Origin of the sequence: Crenobacter oryzisoli (assembly GCF_030385785.1) — a bacterium.
Classification (GTDB): domain Bacteria; phylum Pseudomonadota; class Gammaproteobacteria; order Burkholderiales; family Chromobacteriaceae; genus Crenobacter_A; species Crenobacter_A oryzisoli.
Map to the genome: position 1 here is coordinate 1 of NZ_JAUEDK010000053.1, position 17412 is coordinate 17412.

General features: G+C 62.1%; 13 protein-coding genes. 5 read left to right on the top strand and 8 right to left on the bottom strand.

Annotated features, from left to right (window positions below):
* Positions 1 to 569: 569 nt before the first annotated feature.
* A complete protein-coding gene (locus QU481_RS19785; RefSeq protein ID WP_289831751.1) occupies positions 570 to 704 on the bottom strand; it encodes a hypothetical protein in 135 nt (44 codons plus the stop codon).
* A gap of 287 nt (positions 705 to 991) precedes the next feature.
* Here QU481_RS19785 and QU481_RS19790 point away from each other — a divergent pair, with 287 nt between their 5' ends.
* The gene (locus QU481_RS19790; protein ID WP_289831725.1) at positions 992 to 1150 is read left to right on the top strand and encodes a hypothetical protein; all 159 of its coding nucleotides are present in this window, start codon (positions 992 to 994) and stop codon (positions 1148 to 1150) included.
* Between the two features lie 665 nt (positions 1151 to 1815).
* On the opposite strand, the gene QU481_RS19795 is transcribed toward QU481_RS19790, so the two are convergent.
* The 3 genes from QU481_RS19795 to QU481_RS19805 form a co-directional block, all read right to left on the bottom strand.
* A complete protein-coding gene (locus QU481_RS19795; RefSeq protein ID WP_289831726.1) occupies positions 1816 to 6846 on the bottom strand; it encodes a hypothetical protein in 5031 nt (1676 codons plus the stop codon).
* Positions 6847 to 6948: 102 nt separating this feature from the next.
* A complete protein-coding gene (locus QU481_RS19800; RefSeq protein ID WP_289831727.1) occupies positions 6949 to 7455 on the bottom strand; it encodes a ribosomal protein bL12 in 507 nt (168 codons plus the stop codon).
* Positions 7456 to 7490: 35 nt separating this feature from the next.
* Entirely contained in the window at positions 7491 to 8846 is a 1356-nt protein-coding gene (locus tag QU481_RS19805; RefSeq protein WP_289831728.1) for a nucleobase:cation symporter-2 family protein, read from the bottom strand.
* Positions 8847 to 9254: 408 nt separating this feature from the next.
* Here QU481_RS19805 and QU481_RS19810 point away from each other — a divergent pair, with 408 nt between their 5' ends.
* On the top strand, positions 9255 to 9716 hold the full coding sequence (locus tag QU481_RS19810) for a CreA family protein (RefSeq protein WP_289831729.1): 462 nt from the start codon (positions 9255 to 9257) through the stop codon (positions 9714 to 9716).
* 113 nt (positions 9717 to 9829) lie between these two features.
* On the top strand, positions 9830 to 10270 hold the full coding sequence (locus QU481_RS19815; RefSeq protein WP_289831730.1) for a hypothetical protein: 441 nt from the start codon (positions 9830 to 9832) through the stop codon (positions 10268 to 10270).
* A gap of 80 nt (positions 10271 to 10350) precedes the next feature.
* On the opposite strand, the gene QU481_RS19820 is transcribed toward QU481_RS19815, so the two are convergent.
* A complete protein-coding gene (locus tag QU481_RS19820; RefSeq protein ID WP_289831731.1) occupies positions 10351 to 10776 on the bottom strand; it encodes an EamA family transporter in 426 nt (141 codons plus the stop codon).
* Positions 10777 to 10983: 207 nt separating this feature from the next.
* Here QU481_RS19820 and QU481_RS19825 point away from each other — a divergent pair, with 207 nt between their 5' ends.
* Positions 10984 to 11748: a tyrosine-protein phosphatase gene (locus QU481_RS19825; protein WP_289831732.1), complete on the top strand. Its 765-nt coding sequence runs from the start codon at positions 10984 to 10986 to the stop codon at positions 11746 to 11748.
* 81 nt (positions 11749 to 11829) lie between these two features.
* Here the strand turns inward: QU481_RS19825 and QU481_RS19830 are convergent, their stop codons facing one another.
* Positions 11830 to 15234, bottom strand: coding sequence for a bifunctional diguanylate cyclase/phosphodiesterase (locus QU481_RS19830; RefSeq protein WP_346432457.1), 3405 nt, complete (start codon positions 15232 to 15234; stop codon positions 11830 to 11832).
* Positions 15235 to 15616: 382 nt separating this feature from the next.
* Positions 15617 to 15817, bottom strand: coding sequence for a lysophospholipid acyltransferase family protein (locus QU481_RS19835; protein WP_289831734.1), 201 nt, complete (start codon positions 15815 to 15817; stop codon positions 15617 to 15619).
* Between the two features lie 155 nt (positions 15818 to 15972).
* Between QU481_RS19835 and QU481_RS19840 the strand changes: the two genes are divergently transcribed.
* Positions 15973 to 16566, top strand: coding sequence for a uracil-DNA glycosylase family protein (locus tag QU481_RS19840; RefSeq protein WP_289831735.1), 594 nt, complete (start codon positions 15973 to 15975; stop codon positions 16564 to 16566).
* A 133-nt stretch (positions 16567 to 16699) separates the two neighbouring features.
* Here the strand turns inward: QU481_RS19840 and QU481_RS19845 are convergent, their stop codons facing one another.
* On the bottom strand, positions 16700 to 17401 hold the full coding sequence (locus QU481_RS19845; protein ID WP_289831736.1) for a DUF2968 domain-containing protein: 702 nt from the start codon (positions 17399 to 17401) through the stop codon (positions 16700 to 16702).
* Positions 17402 to 17412 lie beyond the last annotated feature (11 nt).

Here is a 17412-nt window from a genome sequence, read left to right on the forward strand (position 1 = left end):
CCAGACAGCCCGTAAGCAGGCTCCGTCTGTCCTTGTCCTGGAGCATCCATACTCTCCAGTTTTGGCGTCATCTTGGGGTTTCGACACGTCATCAGTGGTTCACTTGCGTTCGTCTCATCAACACTTATCTGACAGGTTCTTCCTGCCTTTTCCTCAACGCTCACCACGAGAACTCTTTATTCCCGCAGCTTGAGGTGATTTGAAGCCCGCTCCTGTAAGCCGACTTCGAGGGGCCCGCCCTCATCTTCAATGAAGCATTGCTTCCGCAACCGCAGCGGTCGCATTCGTAGCACACCATGGACGCCCCCAATTTGCCCAGCGCTCATTTCGTGGTGGCTCGAAGGTAAAGATTGCAGCCGTACATGCGGATTTTTAGTGGCAGCGGCGTTGCTACCCATCCCTGATGGACTCTGCTGGTTGGAGCCCCGATCGGCCTGACGCACTTGATGTGCTCCGAATATAGCGGGCTCTGCCAACCACGGTCTCACCTGTTTCGCCATCACTCGTTGCTCGCCTGAGCAATCGGTGGGTGGGATCTCCTACGGATGTTGCGCTTTCCTGCTCCCTGATTACGCTGACAGTCCATCAGGGCTGTAATCAACCTGGTGGTAGGTTCGGGCATGGGTCAATAGCGCCCACGCAATGCGCGCGTTCTTGTTGGCGAGGGCTACCACCGCGATGTTGACGCCGATAGCGACGGGCACGTTGACCTATATCGTGGACAAACAGATATGGCACATTCACCCCCTGTCGCGCCGCTTTGGGCTACGCCAGGACTTCCGCACGCTGCAGCATTGTCCGAAGGTGTGAAGAGGCGCAAACTCTGCTAGCCGCCGCGGCCGCACCGCCTTTTCTGCCGGCGCGCAGGGTAGACGGCGTCGCGGCCATCGACAGCGATTACACCGACAACGCGTCGCTCCCCGCCCAAACGGCAGCAGAGAGACCCCGAACGCTCGTTCTGCTGACCCGTCACTACCCGAAGCTGCCGGCGATGTTTCGTTGGCATGGGCGAAATTATTGGCAACCCAGCGCCCGGGTACCGGTCTCCACCTGGGACTGCACCTCACGCACCACGATCCGCGAGGCCTTTGCGCTCGGCGAGCAGGATGCCATTGCGGCATTGCACGGCGGCCGGCTGCGAGTCGAATAGTCATTCGAGCCGAAGCTCCGGCACGGCCCGCCACCCCTAGTCGGTCACATGGTTATCGCGCTTCGGCAGAGCAGGAATCGCTGGGGCGATGGGAGCGCCCTCGACCATCCGGTTCGGCCAACCTTAGCGAGAATGGCGGCCTGGACGACTCGGCAATCATCCCATCAGCAACAGCACGATCAGCAGCCACACGACCCGGGATGACCAAGCAACGAAATTGACTATCATCAACGGCTCCTACGTTTTTGTACGAGTCTTTTGCCATCTGGCAGCAGGTGTCGGCCTCGCCACCGGCAACGGGCGAATCCGCCACTCGCTGCCTTGGCTGTCTGGTGCTTCTGTTCCAGCCTTACGATAATTTCCTGCAGGATCAGCCGATATAGCTCGTCACCGAGCTGTCCGCCCTCAATACCGGCGTCACCACACAGGTCCGTTGATCTCGCCCGCCATCGGGATACGAGCTAGCGCCACGGCAGTTACCGGACCGAACACTCCCTCCCTCACCGCGCCAGCCCCGATCAACTGACCGGTATCGGTTACCGGATGAGCACACGATGCGCCAAACAAACACGGTATAGGCGTATTTCTGCACAAGAATCAATGACGACTGTTTCAACAGCCTTTGTGCGGCACTCCCGAATTTGGCCCGGCAGCGCTTGTATGCACTAGTCCGCCTCTGGATGAAGCTGACGACAATAGTTCAGGGCGCTGCGGGCCAAATCCATTTCCTCCATTGCTTTGTCCACCTTGAGTTGCATCACGAGCATCTGGTCTTGGACCTTCTTCGCTTCCGCGCGCAAGTCCTCCAATTTGGACTGGGCACCCAGTGCACTGAGTTCGAGCTTGTAGAGGCTGTGCAGGTTACCCAAGGTGTCGAAGATGGCTCCGTAATTGCTCTCGACTTCTTTGCGAATCTTCTCGTAGGCTTGGGCATAGTTTCCGGTCCCAGCCATCACAATGAACTTCCCGTCGGGGGCGATCATGCCGCTGAGCGAGTCGCCGGCCCTCAGGCCCGCGTTCAGATATTGCTGCATCTGACGCATCGTCAGAAATTGCTTGGCAGCTTCGAGCACGGTCTTCTTGCTCCGGTCATCCTTGGCTTTCCAGAACAAGTCCATCCATTCGATGTGCTGGCTCTCCAGGTATCGGACCAGGTCTTTGAACGCTTCCTTGCCGAGCGCTTTCAGCGTCGCCTCCAGTGCCTTCGCAGAGATCTTCTGGAGTATCGTCTGGCCAATCTTGTCCGCGGCCTTGACTCCCAGCTCCTTGGCCATCGCAGACTCCCAGAGGAGTACCGCGTCGGTCACCCCGGACAAATAAGCCGTCTCGTCAGCATGGATGAATTGCCAGTCGAGCACCTCCTGCAGATGCCTGAGGTTCTGCAACTGGTCGCTCAGCGCGCGGGCGCTGAGCGACGCGAGTCCCATCCTCATCTGCTCATCGGCGCATGGCCCGCTCGGCGGCTCGGTCCTGACGTCGGGCCTAATCCCAATCTTGATCGTGCGAGGTTCACAGGACACGTCACCCGCTGTGAACACGGCGTTTACGGTGCAGCCCTGCCCCTTGAGGTAGCCGGTGTCCGGGTCGTGGTAAGCCGCCCAATGGTCATACTCACAGTAGGTGGTGCTTCGCTTTCCGGTCTGGAACCGCACACGGCCCTGATCGTCGACGCCCGAAGTTCCAGCAGCGTAGATCCGGTAGGGAGTGCACTGCGGGTCCCATTGACGCAGCTTGGGATCGACAGGTGGTTCGTAGCTGAACTCGAAGAACCAGGACTTGGAGAAGAAGGCGGGATCGGGGTTCTTGAGGTCGCGCAGTATGTCGTGACCAGGGACGGGTTGATTAGAGGCCGACATGACGGTTGCGCGGATCCATGCCTGCCAGGCTTTTTCGGGAACTTCATCGGGAATGGGCAACACATCGGGCTCGGGCTGCTCGACCTCGATTCGCGACGGATAAAGCGCGGGCGAGACCCACCCCGAGGTCGCCACCGACGGGAGGTGCTCCCGGCAAGATCGGTAATGATCGCCGGCCATCCAAGCGAATGCGCCCAGGGAGTCCGGGACATCGCCGAGCCCTGTCGGCCGAACGGAGAACTTGACCGGGACCCCGCCGTCCTCGCCCAAGGTCTTGATCGCCTGGTCAGCCAGATGGAATTTGCAGCGGAGCTTGAGAGCCTGTTGGGTCAGGGAAGGCGGGGCGTCGATGGCGTGGGGGACCTTCCCTGGCACGACCTTCTCGTAGCCCAGCTTGTAATAGCCCTCTAGGTCATAGTACGGGTCCAGGGTGGCCTGATTGTCGATGGTCGTGATTTCCAGCCCGCCGGGAAAGGTCGCGTTGAACAGGCTTAATGTGGGGCTAACCGTGATAATGCACGAGCCGTCGGCATAGCCGTCGTGGTCGGCCGACAAGGCCAGCTGCGGCTTGGCGCCGATCACGGTCACTGTGGTCGAAAATGGCGTGGCCGCAAGGGTGCGCGTCTCCCCTGTCGCACTTTGCACGATCGCCCCCACTCGGTACGTGATTCGCAGCGTGCCATCCTGGTCCGTCCAATAGGCGCGGATTGCGCCCGCCCTATCTGGTCCGAAGCTCTGAACTTGCGGGTTGCTCGCCGCGCTGAGCCACTGCCCACCGTCCACCTGCCACGGCATGGCATCTGGTATCTCCTCCACGATGGTCCATCCCGGGGGAGTCACTACGAGCCTGTAACCCACGCCGACCAGATCGACCGCGTCCCCCCACATGTGGACGTCGTTGGCTGCGTATTGACGGGCGGTGCGAGGCGATGGATCGAGTTGCCAGTCGATCACGAGCACCGGATCAGGCACGAGGGCTGACCCGGTCACCTGCAGCAGCCCCGCGCCCTGGCAGTGGTAGGGCTTGCCGTCCAGGCTGACCAACACATCGGCGGGCACCGACAGCGAGAAGCTGCTGGTCAGCCGGAAGATCGTCAGTGCCGCGCTCAGCGCGGTGCGGTCGAGTCCGCTCACGCGCCCCAGGTCGGGGATGCTCAGCGGCACCGCGAAGTCGTCGACCGTCGCCCCCAGGCTGCGGGCGTCGACGCCGTAGAGCAGCGGCACGACGGTGACTGTCACCACACTCTTGCCATCAGCCGTCACGCTGGCCGGGGTGACCATCACGCGGCAGCCGGGGTTCGGATAGCGCAGCGTGAAACTGAGGTCGCCGTGGATCTCGATGCCGGGCGCCGGTGCATCGTCGCCTATCACCCGGCCGCTGGCGCGCAGCAGCACCGTCACATCGTCGTGCGCATCGCTGCTGCCGTCGGGCGCCTCATAGCTGCCCGTCCATTCGTCCTTTGGGGTGACGCTACCATCGCCGTCGACCAGGCTGTACTGCAGATCCTTGGGCAGGAACCGGATGCGCTCGCCGCCTTCGTCGTAGGCTTCCCAATAGGCCTCGGCGACGATGTCATAGCGCTTGCCGTCGGCGTGCACTGGATCAGTATCGGGCTCCAGCCACACTTCGATCTGTGGCCGCATCCCTTCGAGAGCCAGCGTCGTCTCGGCGGTGAGATCCAGGCCCTGGCCACGATAGTGCGCCTTGATGGTCTGCGACAGCGACGGTGTGGCGACCAGCGTCGGCACCCGATACGGCACGGTGGCGCCGCTGCCCTGCAGGGTGCCGTAGACGCGGCTCTGCCCGTCGACGACGGTCGGCGCGATCTCCCATGTCGTCTCGATGGCCGGCTGAGCCTGACCGCGCAGGTGCAACACCGCGTGCAGGATGATCTGGTTGCCGCCGTTGGCCAGGGTGATGGCATCGTCCGCGTCGGACTCGATGCTCAGCTGCGGCGCGAGCGCGAGCACGGTGAGCACCGTCTGCCCGGAGAGGGAGACCTCGCCGTCGTCGCCGACGTACTTCGCCCGCACCGTGACGGCGACGTCTTCATCCTGCGTGCCGTCCAGCTGCGGTGCGACGAAGCTCGTCGTAGCCGCCCCCGCCGCCGGCGACGGGCAGCTGCCCAGTCGCGGCGGATCGACGCTGATCATCAGCGGGGTGAACGCCTGGCCGTTGGCGTCGAACAGGCCGCTGATCGTCAGCGTCGCCGCGTCCTGCCCATCGCCGGTGACCGTGTCCTTCGACGGCGTTACGCACAGCTCCGGCGCAAGCGAGGCAAACGTAATGCTCTTCGCATCCTGCAGCGGTACCTCAGTGGCGCCGATCAGATAAGTGCCCTTGGCGCTGACCGTGTAGCTCTTGGCCGCGATCACCAGCTTGGGCACCGGCAGTGCGGTGGCCTGCCCCGGCCCCGGATTGAAGATGCCCGACACCAGTGGCGGCGAGCAGGCGAAGGTCACCTGGTAATCGGTGCGCGGCTCGCCGAACACGGTCAGCGTCGTCGACACCGCGATCGTGCCGTCGCCGCTGCCGATACCGCCGTCCGCCGGCAGCTGCACCGTGAACTGCGGGTTGGCCGGACGTACGGTGACGCTGACTGCGTCGGATTCGACCACGACCGGCCCGGTCGACGTCGGCACGGTGGCGATGCAACGGACCGCGAACTGCGGGCTTTCGCCGATCAGCAGCAGCCGCGCAAACAAGGTGGCCGCGGCGGCGCCGGGTGCCAGCACCGCCGCCGCATCGCCGATATCGCTGAGCTTCTCGAAGCGGAACACCGACTCGGCGGTGACGTCGCCTCCGTCCGAGCTCACCACCAGGGGGATCAACACCGCGCTGTCGACGCCATCGCCGCGCAGCGACACCACCGCCGGGCTGAGCACGACGCGGTAGGTTTCTTGCTTCTGCTGGTCGGGCGGCGGTTCGGCCGAGCTGTCGCCCGGTGCCGTCGTCGAGACGTCTCCGCCATCCCCGCCCGGCACGACCGGCGCGCCCAGCGGCGTGACCGCTGTCCCCTCACCCTGGCCGCTCAGCGCCCGTCCCAGCGCACGGCCGAGCAGATTGCCCAGCGCGCCGCCGCCCAGCGCGGCGGCCAGCGGGAGCCAGGGCGGCCACTCTTCTTCACCGCCCGGTTCGGTCGGCACGGTGCTGGTTCCCGCCGGACTGGATGCCGCTGAAGGGCTGCCAGGGACCCCGATCGGCGGTGCCGCGGGCGTGGAACCGCCACCGGCCTCCGGGATTTCCGGCATCACGGGGGTGGTCCCTCCCTCCACGACTGGCGGGGGTGGCGGAGTACCGCCCCGCGCAGCAGGGGATGCGGCCTTGCACAACGCCGCCCCCTGCATGGCCTGGTCTAACTGCTGCGCCTTAGCCTGAAGCGCGGCGAGATCAACCGCCAGTCCCGCCACCTCCCCTACGCACACGCCACGCGAGAACAGGAGGTAGGTGACCTGCTCACCACTATATTGCGGTGCGGTGCAGGTGGAGCGGAAGCCGCCTCCCGCCTGGCCCAGGCTGGCCTCGGGACTCCTGGCCGGGCAGTTGGTATGGTAGCGGTTGCTCAGACTCGGGTTGCTCCGGTCGGCCAGCAGCCGATTCGCCGAGCCCGCATCTGGAAAGACGTACAAGTCCAGGCCCATGCCTTCCAGCCGTCGCGTAGGCCCCGAATACGATGTGGTGCATCCATCCGTGGCCGCGCCTGCCCCCATGTCAGCCAATAACTGGCTATCCATGCGCGTGCGCGGAATGGCGGGGACGTCGCTGGGAGGCACCAGCGAGCAGACGTCCGTGTTCTGCGCAAACAGGTTCGCGCTGCCGCACAGCAGCGCAAGCCACATTGCTACGCAGGCTGCGAGCCTGACGATCGGTCCAGTCCAGCCCAATTTGAACTCCTCACCCTGCTCGCGCGCTAAGGCCGATAAAGGAGCTTGTCCCCTCCGCTATTGCAGCTCGACGGTGGCACCCAGCGCCTCGAGCCGCGCCTTGAACGCACGGGCCTCCTGCGCGGGAACCTTGCCCTTGAGCACCGTCGGCGCCGCGTCGACGAGGTCGATGACCGCGACCAGCTCCAGACCAGTCAGCGCGCGCACCTCGCGGACCACCTGGATCTTGCGCGGCCCAATGCTCACCAACATCACGCGATAATGCGACTTCGCGGCGACTGGGGCGCGCGGCTTCGGGGTTGGCGGTGCGCTCGGTACCACGGGTTCGCGCTTCGCTGGCAAGGTGGGCGATGGGACTGCCGCGCCTTGGCCGGCCGCTGGCTGCGCTTGTGCCTTCACGGCATTCAGCCCGACAAGAAAGCCGCCCAGTACCGACATCAGCACTCCGACCACCGCCTGAGCCTCGCCGAACAGCGCACGGAGAGGCGCAACAGCGCCCAGCGCCGGCAGTAACTGGGAGCCGATACCGATCCACATTAGCCATTGCCCAATACGCTTATCCATCCACTCGCTCGATTCGGTGCCATGCCTAAGGCGAATCACTCGGAGCCGGCGTCATGCGCGCTCTTGGCCAGCTCGTGCTCCACCTCGGCGGTCGAGCCAACATGGTTGAACAGCGCATTCAGCAGCACCGCCGTCAGTGCCGCCAGCGTGATACCGCTGTGGGTGAATGACGCAGTCCACCTCGGCAGCGCATGAAAGAAGGTCGGCGCGACCATCGGGATCACGCCCATGCCCAGGCTGACCGCGACCGTCAGCAGATTGGCGCGGTGTTCGAAATCGACACGCTGCAGTATCTTGACGCCGGTGGCCGCCACCATGCCGAACATGCACAGGCCCGCCCCGCCCAGCACCGCCTGCGGGATCGAGGCAACAATGGCCCCCATCTTAGGAAACAGCCCGAACACGATCAGAATGACGCCGGCCCCTGCGACCGCCCAGCGGCTGCGGATGCCGGTCATACCGACGAGGCCGACGTTCTGCGAGAACGAGGTGTAGGGGAAGGTGTTGAACAGGCCGCCGATGACGGTACCGAGACCGTCGGTGCGCAGGCCGCGCACCAGCGAGACATGGTCGATCGGCCGGTTACAGACTTCGCCGAGCGCCAGGAACATCCCTGTCGATTCGGTCAGCGTCACGACCATCACCAGGCAGAACGACACGATCGAGCCTATCTCGAATTGCGGGAAGCCGAAGCGGAACGGCAGCACCAGACCGAACCACTGCGCCTTGTCGATGTCGGCGAAGCTGACCAGGCCGAGCAGCACCGCCACCACGTAGCCGATCACAAGGCCTGACAACACCGCGATATTGGCGAGAAAGCCGGTGGTGAGCTTGTTGATTAGCAGGATGGCCGCCAGCACGATGGCGACGATCATCAGGTTTTGCGGCGCGCCGAAATCCTTGGCGCCGAAACCGCCGCCGGCCCAGTTGACGCCGACCTCGAGCAGGCTGACACCGATCACCGTGATCACCGTACCGGTCACCAGCGGCGGGAAGAAGCGGATCAGCCGTCCGAACACCGGCGCGATCAGGATGCCGAACACGCCGGACGAGATTACCGCGCCGTAGATCGTCAGTAACCCCTGACCGGCATTGGCCATCGCCACCATCGGCCCGACCGCGGCAAAGGTCACCCCCATGATCACCGGCAGGCGGATGCCGAACTTCCAGAAGCCGATGCACTGGATCAGCGTGACAACGCCGCATGAAAACAGATCGGCGTTGACCAGGAAGGCCAGCTGCGTCGGGGGCAGCTTAAAAGCACTGCCGACGATCAGCGGCACCGCGATGGCTCCCGCGTACATCACCAGCACATGCTGTAACGACACGGGGATCATTCGACTCCACGGCAACACCTCGTCAACCGCATGCACTTCGGTGGCATTGCTCATCGCAGTCCTCCCCAGTGACCGGCCCGTCCCAAGCCCTTAGCCGGAGCGATACCTCCTGTATTCATAGCCGACGTCAACTCAGAAGGGATGGCCCGCCGCCTGTGCGGCCGGCCAGAGCGGCTGCACGGCGCTTAACTGGAGCGCATTCCGGCGTGGGGAGCCCAGAGCCGTGCAATCAAATAGATGACCATTCTCGGGGCGTGCCATACGTCTCACGAGAACTGCCGCCAGGATGGGCCATCTCAGTCACCGCAGAAATTCACCGACGCTGTCATTGAAGCAATCTCGGTGTTACAACTGCGCAGGCCACCGTAGGGCCTAGGCTGAAATCGTCACGACGACATGGTATTGTCATGGCATGCAGCAATATGGCCGCGCCGACGGCCCGACAGCCTTTGAAGGAATGCCATGAAAACCCTTGTCAGTCTTTTGTTATTCGCCTTGGCACTGCCTGCGCACGCCGAAGAAATCGGCGAGGTATCAACCACCTTCCACCTGCTCAGCCCCAACGATAAGGTGGTGGTCGAGGCGTTCGATGATCCGTCGGTCACCGGCGTGGCCTGCTATGTGTCACGCGCCAAGACTGGCGGTTACAAGGGCGCTGCCGGCCTTGCCAAGGATCCGTCGCGCTTCTCGGTGGCCTGTCGCCAGGTCGGCCCCATCAGTTTCGTCAAACCTCTACCTAAGCAGGAAGAAGTCTTCAAGGAGAGCGCCTCGTTCGTCTTCAAGCATGTGCGGGTAGTACGCATGGTCGACAGTAAGCGTAACACGCTCACTTATGTCACCTATTCGGACAAGCTAATCGACGGCAGTCCCGACAACGCGGTCACCGCCGTGCCAGTGAGCGGCCAGAGGATTCCACTCAAGTAAGCCTTAACTCAACACTCGACACTCGACAAAGCACACGCCAAACCGGCAAGCGGGCCCCATCGACGGCGTGGGAATTGGCCGCAGGACTCACAGTGCCGCATCGAAAGGAAACCATGTTCAAGCACCGCTATCGCCAACTGGTGCGCAGCAGCGCAATCTATGACCTACTGGTCACCGCTCCGTTTGCCACCCCCTGGACCTTCACGCTAGTGCACTCGATGCTCAGCCAGATCCACCCGCTGCCTGACTTCCAGCCCGTCCACGTGCTGTTTGCCAACCTGCTGGGCAGCATCGTGGTGGTATGGGGGCTGCTGCGCATCTGGCGGCCGGACCCGATGTTCGGTCTCTTCGACGCGATTGGCCGGGCACTGTTCTTCGGCTGGCAGCTCTACTACCTGGCCAGTCCCGATAGCAGCCCGGTGGTGTGGCTGTTCGCCGGCTTCGAGTTCCTGTTCTTCGCCGCACAGGCCTACGGCTATTGGTTGCTGTGCAAGATTGAGTCGGGCCAGCCATCGCGCTGCCGGGTGGTGAGCCACTTTGCCGCCCTCGCCTGACAGCCCAGCCTCCCTGCAAAACTTTCGGCCAACCTTCAGGGTTGGCCGAAAGCATTTGGCGACGGTGTCGTCCGCTGCGATCAGAATGCCAGCACCATCACGCCAGACAAGATCAGCACGGCTCCGAGGACCAGTTTCAGCGTCAATGGTTCGCCAAGCAGCAGCACCCCCATCACGATGGCGAACACCACGCTTAGCTTGTCGACTGGCGCCACCAGAGACGCCGGAGCCAGCTGTAACGCACGGTAGTAACACAGCCAGGACAACCCGGTGGCAACACCGGACAGCAGCAGGAACGTCAGCGGCTTGGGCGGCAAGTTCTCTGGCAACTGCCATTCGCGACGCCACGACAGGATCGCCGCGGTAACGAACAAGATCACGATCGTGCGGATGAAGGTAGCCAGGTTGCTGTTCATTCCCGCCACACCCAACTTGCCCAAAATCGCAGTCATTCCGGCAAATAATGCCGAGCCGAACGCAAACGGCAGCCATGCCGGCAAATTCATGCTTTCCCCCTAAAATGAATCACTGATATCAGCCTACAAACCATTTCCTTGTTTGGTGCCGCTCATAAGACAAGGCATCGCCATTTCCTGTTTGTGGTGCTTAACCTCTCAACCCCGCATCTGGTTGACGCTCCACCGCTACATTCGCAATCGTCAAACACGATACCTTCGCTTAAGCTAGGCATTTTCCCCACCGCCACCATCGCCATGCCTCTCGGCCAACTTCGATCTTCCCCCATCGCCCTCGACGGACAAACCCATTTCCGCGATCTCGGGGGGCTGCCGACACGGCAGGGCCACCGCGTGAAACACGGTGTGCTGTTCCGCTCGGGAGAGCTATCGCGTCTATCCGATAGCGATGGCCAAGCGCTCGAGGGGCTCGGCATCCGCACCGTCTTCGACCTACGAGCCGAGTCGGAACAACAACAGGCACCGGACCGACTGCCTGCGACGATTCGGCTTCGCCCCATCCCGATCCTGCAAGGCAGTTTCGACCCCACGGCGATCCTGCAACAGCTCAAGAACGGCGACACGGCCGTACTCGACGAGTTGATGCCAGCCATCTATCGTTCCCTCGTCGCCGACTTCACGCCGCAGTTTCGCCAGTTCTTCCAGGAATTGGCCGCATCGCCGGATGGCATTCTGTTCCACTGCACTGCAGGCAAGGACCGTACTGGGCTTGCTGCCGCACTGCTGCTTGCCGCCTTACAGGTGCCAGCCGAACTCATCGAACAGGACTACCTGGCATCAAATGCTTCGCTCGCTACGCTAAACGAGCGCATCGCGGCACGCTTTGCTCCCTACGGCGTGACGCTCCCCCAGCTCGAGCCGCTCTTGACTGTGCGCTCGGGCTATCTGCAAGCCGCATTTGCCGAGATCGAGACGCGCTGGGGCAACCTGGGCCGTTATCTGGACGAGGGGCTAGGCATCAACCGCCCAGCCCTGCAGAAGCGCTTCCTCCATCCAGCCTGATCCCATCCACGGATGTCCATAATGACGAAGGCGCCCTGAACGAACGAGGCGCCTTCGTTTTCAACTTGGCCGACCGGACCATCAGGCCGCCACCGTAAACGGCTCCAGCCGCGGCTCCCGCATCAGTTTCACCAGTGCGGCCGGCAATACCGGCCGGCTGAAACAGTAGCCCTGGATCAGGTCGCAATCATGTTGTCGCATGAACTCGAGCTGCGCTTCACTTTCCACCCCCTCCGCCACCACCGAGAGCCCCATACGATGGGCCAGCACGATGATGGTAGTGGCAATAGCCACGGCTTCGGGCTTGCTGTCGAGATCGACCACAAACGAGCGATCGATCTTGAGTTGATCGAATGGGAAACGACTCAAATAAGCCAGGCTCGAATAGCCGGTGCCGAAATCATCGAGCGACAGCTGCACGCCCAGTTTCTTCAGCGTAACCAGCAACTTCACTACCTTGTCAGGCGCCTCCATCAACATGCTTTCGGTCAGCTCCAGCTCCAGGCAACGGGCAGGCACCTCATGCTTCTGCAATGCGGCCTCCACCTGCTCGACCAGATCACCACTGTGGAACTGGCGTGCCGACACGTTGACCGCGACCTTGACCTCGCCCAAGCCCTGATCTATCCAGTGGCGAATCTGGCCACAGGCGTGGTCGATCACCCAGTTACCGATCGGCAAGATCAATCCTGACTTCTCGGCCAGAGGGATGAACTCGCCAGGAGGGACCAATGTACCTTCATCGCGCTGCCACCATAACAACGCCTCGACGCCGGCAATCTGGCCAGTCTTCAGATCGACCTTGGGCTGGTAGTACAGCACCAACTGTTCGCGGGCGATCGCCTGTCGCAGCGCCTTTTCCATATCCAGCTTGGCCAGCGCATCGTCGTTCATGTCGGCGGTGTAAAAGCAGAAACGGTTACGCCCACCATCCTTGGCCTGATACATCGCTGTATCAGCGTTGCGCAAGAGGTCAGTAGGGTTGAGACCGTCCCCAGGGAAAACGCTGATCCCGATACTGGCGCCGATGAACACCTCGTGCCCACCGCCGAGCTGGAACGGCGCTTCCAGAATCTCGATCATGTCTTCGGCCAGTGTGGCCGCATCCTGCGGCGAGCCGAGCGGCTCCATCACCAACAAGAATTCGTCGCCCCCAAGTCGCCCCAACGTGTCGCCGCTACGTAGCCGATTTCTCAGCCGCCTGGCCACCTCGACCAGCAGCTCGTCGCCCACCGTGTGACCAAGGCTGTCGTTGACGATCTTGAACCGGTCGAGGTCGATGAACAGCACACCGACCAGGCTGGCGCTGCGCTCGGCTCGACCCAGCGCCTCCTCCAGCCGGGTTCGCACCAACACGCGGTTGGGTAGGCTGGTTAGGGGGTCGAAGTGCGCCAACTGCTTCAGGCTGGCTTCAGACTGCTTGGCCAGACTGATGTCGGCGCACACACCGACGTAGCGCAACGGTAAGCCCTGCTTGCTGAACACGGTGGAGATGGTCAGCCAGCCGGGAAACACCTCGCCATTCTTGCGCCGGTTCCAGATCTCCCCTTGCCAACTGCCGTGGCGTTTGAGCGCCCGCCACAGACGGCGGAAGAAATCCCGATCGTGCAAATCGAGCTGAAGCAACTGCTCGGCCAACTGCCCCAGCACCTCGCGCTCGCGGTAGCCGGTGATATCGGTAAACGCCCGATTCACCGCCAGGACGGTCCCATCGAGATCGAAGATCACCACGCTGTCGCGCATACTGTCGATTACCGCCGCCGACTGGCGCAGAATACTTTCCACCTGTTTGCGCTCTGTGATATCGGTGATGAAGCCGTGCCAGAGGATACTGCCATCGGCGCTACGCTCCGGGTTGGCGCAGGCATAGAGCCACCGGGTGAAGCCCTTCGGCCAACAGATGCGATATTCATGACGCCACTGCTGCAAACTGTCGCCCGATTGTCGTAGTGAGCTGATCACCGCAGCCTTGTCCTCCGGATGCACCATGCGAAACAGCACCCTTGCGTCTTCGGCGACCTCTTGCGGCTCCACCCCGCACAGATCACGGATACCCTCGCTGACATAAGGAACGCAGGCTCGACCATCTGCCAGCAGGCGGAACTGATAAACGGTGCCAGGTAGCTGCGCGGTCAGTTTCTGCAGCCTCAGGTCCATCTCGTGCCGTCGCGCCTCTTGTTCCTTGCGATCGGTGATATCGAGCACCGTACCGTAGAAGCCGACCACCTCGCCGCGCGCATTGCGCTCCAGCCAACTGCGATCGTCCACCCACAGCCAATGGCCATCGGCATGCCGAACGCGGTATTCCTGCGCGAACTCATCCGGCCCTACCGACAAGTGCAATTCGCGGGTCGAGCGAAAGTGACGCCGGTCGTCAGGATGCACTATTGCCTCGTAACTCGGCTGACCTGCCAGCAGCTGTTCTGGCGTATAGCCCCAGGAACGAACATTATCGCTGATGTAGCCGATGCCCTGTCTCGGACGCCACAGCAACGCCACCGCTGGAGAGCGGGCGATAATGTCGGACTGTCTGCGCAGTTCAAAGACGAACTGTTCTAATTTCGCTTGCAGCGCCATTATCACCAAGCCAACCAGCGACGAGGCCAGTAGAAAGGCCGACAACAGCAGCAACCCCTGCTGCACGTTCCCCAGGTAAAACGGCCCAACTGCGAGAGACACCGCCAGGATCGCCACTCCCGAAACCAACATGGTCATCGAGGTGGTCACCCACCCGCCGAAGCGAATCGCCCCCCACACCAGGAGTGGAAAGTACAACAGCACCAAGAAGAAACGTTGTGCTGACGGTTCCGTCAGCCCCACAAACAGCCCGACCAGCAACGTCACCAGCCCAACGCCCAAGAGCAATGCCTCGGCCAGCATCGCCCTCACCTTGCTGCCGACACGACTGTAGCGCAGGGTCAATAGCCAAGGGGTCACCAACAAGATGCCAACCACATCGCCCACCCACCAGCTCTGCCAGCTCCCTAGCCACTGATCCGGCGTCAGCATGTGGGCCTCTTCTAACACGCTGATGCCATAGGTCGCCGGCACCAGCGTACTCATCCCGCTAGCCAATAACAGAGCCAGCACATCGACAATGCGTGAAAAGGTTGGTCGAAACGCCATGCGCTGCAATAGCGTCACTGCCACCACCGCTCCCATCATGCCGCCCAGAGGCAACACGAAAACAAGCGGCAGGGTATACCCAAGGACCAGGTTCGTCAGAACTCCCCCCAGATACACCCCAAGAGCGTAACGCCGCCCCCACATCAACAGGGCCGCCACGGCGATGCCCGAGGGCGGCCACACCAGCGTCACCCTCGAGCCGTAATAAGACAAAGTCATTCCAACGAGCGCCGCCCCACAATAAGCGAGCGCCACGATCAGAACGCGCGGAAACGACATGCCAGGAAGCGTTAGAGGAGCTTGCGACGCCAATTCACTGCGCCAGAACATGGACGGAAACCTTTCAGAAAAATCCGGCATGCGCCGGCGGCAAAGAGTTGCCAGCGGGCCCTCTAGCACCCGCTCTCTGTGACGAACAGTTAATTCCGGCCTTCACTGGAACCGATCTACCTATTTGTTGTAGCTTACCATCCTCTTGAAAGTCACCCATCAAACAGCGCTTATTCGTCAATTAGATGCCAATGGAAACTGATGGCTTGGGCACCATTCGTCCACCCTATAGATCATGCCTCGTGGCCAACCGATACTCACGCGACGACCTCACCCATGCCTTGAGTAACGCCCCCTGGGCACTGTTATGCGGCCTTGCTGTACTACTTGCTGCCGCACGCCTAGCCAAGTCCGCTTCGCTGAGTTTTGTTAGCGGCTCTACGACTGCGCGAGTTACCGGAATGCTGCCCAGTCAGCGCATCACGGGGCCCAGCACTCCACGAAACAGACTATCCTTGCCCAACCAATAGATTTTCGCCCGCAGAGCAAAGCAGGTGCCCAGCGTCAACAGGAAACCCCAGTTGCTGGTATGGGGGGCACCGATCAGCACGAACTCGGGCAAGTCCGTAAAACGCCCCCACAAATCGGGCAGCCACACCAACGCAACAGACATCGCGCCGACACCGCCAGCAACCCACCAACGAATGGCATGTCAAACACCGTAGAATGCATGGGGTACCCATTCGCAAATAATGGCCGGCAGTCTAGCCTGTTCCCCTCCCGCCCCAAGCCGGCCTGCTAGCCCCATACCCTCTATATCGAGAAATCATGGCTACCGCACTCGACCAGCTTCTTGACGACATCCGCGCCTGCCGCCACTGCGAGGCTGTCTTGCCACTGGGGCCCCACCCCGTGGTTCAGGCCAGCCCAACGGCCCGGTTGCTCATCGTCGGCCAAGCGCCAGGCACCCGGGTACACGCCACTGGCATTCCATTCAACGACCCTTCCGGCGACCGTTTGCGCGACTGGCTCGGTCTCGACCGCACGACCTTTTACGACCCGGCCCAGGTCGCCATCGTCCCCATGGCGTTCTGCTATCCCGGCAAAAAAGGTAGCGGCGACGCCCCGCCCCGGCCGGAGTGTGCCGCCCTGTGGCGCCAACGGTTGCTTGCCGAACTGCCCGAGATACGCCTGACCTTGCTAATCGGCCAATATGCCCAGGCTTGGCATCTGGGAGCACTGCGCAAGAAAACGCTAACCGACACGGTGCGCGCTTGGCGCGACTACCTGCCATCGCAATTTGTCCTGCCCCATCCCAGCCCGCGCAATATAGGCTGGTTCGCCCGCAACCCCTGGTTTGCCCAAGAAACCATCCCTGCCCTACGCGCCGCAGTAAGGCTGGCCATGGCACAAGAAGGGTGACCGCCCAAGCAGCCATTGAGTCAGACACCTGATTGCTCATCGCCCCCAACCTCGCGACATCAAACCCTGATTCCAAAACAACAAAAGCCAACGGCACCGTATAGGTGCCGTTGGCTTTTGTATAACAACTCAATCAGCGGACAGATGGCAGTCCCTGATCGTTTTGCACCTCCAGCTGGCGAATCTGGCGACGCACGCTGTCGAGCTTCGTCAGTGCACTGCGGCGTTCATTGTCGAGCACCACCGCCTGTTCACGTGCAACCTTCTGTTTGGCCGCCGCCTGTTGCTGGCTCTGGCGCTGGATAGCCAAATCGGTTTGCAACTGATTCAACCGTCCTTCGCTCGACGTGATCATCCGCTCGGTGTACTCCTTCTGAGCCTCGAGCTTGGCGCGACGAATCTCCACCTCGGCCAGCGACTGGGTTTCCTTGGAGAAACTGGTGAAGATCGCCTCGGCACGTGCCTCGCTCTGCGTCTTCACCACCCGCCAGAAATTCTTCTGCTGAAACATCGCCACGTAGTAGCTCATTTCGCGCGGGTAAAACAGTAGGCTTGCGCCAAAGCTACCGTTGTAAGAAGTGCGCAGTTCAAACAGTGCGTTTGCTTTCACCAGCTGCTGCAACTCCTGCACCGTACTGCCCGTCGTCGGCGACTGCGGAGGCTGCTGTTGCGCAGACGGCGACACCTGTTGGCCAAACAACACCGTCGAACCTGCACCAGCTGCCGACGACGCAGACACTACCTCATCATCCGCCCAAGCCTTCCCCGCTCCCCCGACTAGCAACAGCGCAGTCAAGGCCAGCACCGCTCCCGCTTTGTAGGTCTTCTGTTTCATTCCGAATTCCT